Below are 1,248 nucleotides of genomic sequence, written 5' to 3' on the forward strand. Positions count from 1 at the left end.
CAGCTATGTGGCCAGCGCGCGCGCCATGGCGCACCCCCCAACTGGCCGGACTTTACGCCGCCGCCCCGGCCGACTTTTGCTCCGCCGTTGACATCCTGTTCCTTCCTTCTTCCTCCTTCCCCATACTTATACATATCGATAGGTTAACCCCTACAGCCACCAATGCATCAAGGTAGATTGTGACATCACATCCTCTGGCTCTGCTTTCTACGGCAGACCGATTCCCTAAGCTGCACTTCCTTGGCTCCGTGCTGTTTTTGTGCATTCAGGCATTCGCGCTAATGTTAGTCTTTGAGACGCTAATAGCTACCCTCGTTCCGCTTCCGGATGTCGATCATGCCATGCACCCATTCTTACATCATCGATCTATCCTGACTCACTCGATCCTAGTGCCGGGATGTCTTGCTTTGGTACTATCTCGTCTTTGGTTCATGAAACCTCTTTGTGCATTGTTTTTGGCTGCCACGGCCATACATCTACTTTCTGATGCTCTTTCCCCTTCCATCGGGTATGGTGCTGTTTGGTTGCCCCCAGGCGCGAATGTCAGCTTGGGTGGTGCTTCCCCTTGGTGGCTCGGTGTCAATGGATTGGTATGCGCTATTGCAGCGATCAGAGTGATGAATGCCTCTTGGAGAACAGAACTTGTTGCCGCCATGTTCATCTGTGCCGCCGTTTATGGATTGGCCAACGAGCAAAGTGTGGCTTCGGCAGCCTTCATTATCGGTGTTTTGCTGATCTGCGCTGGACTGGCATGGGCAAAAGGATGGCTCAGCCAGAATCCTAAGGTAAAATTTAGTGCGCTTAAAGTAACACGTGATGATCGCCTCCGAAATGCGAAGTTTCATGCAGAGACCGTCGCTATGAAACGTAAGGAGGCCAAGCTTGAAGCTGAGCGGATCAAGGCCGAAGCCTCTGCGGCTTGGGCACGCCGTAGCTGGTTCAGCCGCACTTTTATTCGTATCGGCCGCATGTTCCGAATGATTTGGTATAGCCTGAGAGCGGGCGTTTATGTGTGTCTCTGGGCGATCCAAAACCCAAAGAAAACTCTCGGTTCAACGGCTGCCATTGCGCTGGTGGTCGTATCACTTTACTTTCTTGGCGCATCGGTTCCCGAAACTGCGGAAGGCGTGGCCTCCGCGACAGGCCGAGGAGCCTTAGGTCATGTTGACAAATGGCGGAGCCAGAGCCTGATGCAGGCGACGTCGACGAAGCCAAGGAAGCTTTCGGCGGTTTTGTCGTAGCGGGTTG

General features: G+C 53.5%; 1 pseudogene. It reads right to left on the minus strand.

Annotated features, from left to right (window positions below):
• Positions 1 to 1,159: 1,159 nt before the first annotated feature.
• A pseudogene (locus PARJ55_RS24220) lies at positions 1,160 to 1,248 on the minus strand (IS5/IS1182 family transposase); the annotation flags it as partial.

The sequence above is a fragment of the Paracoccus sp. J55 genome, assembly GCF_000513975.1.
In the GTDB taxonomy this organism is placed as follows: Bacteria; Pseudomonadota; Alphaproteobacteria; order Rhodobacterales; family Rhodobacteraceae; genus Paracoccus.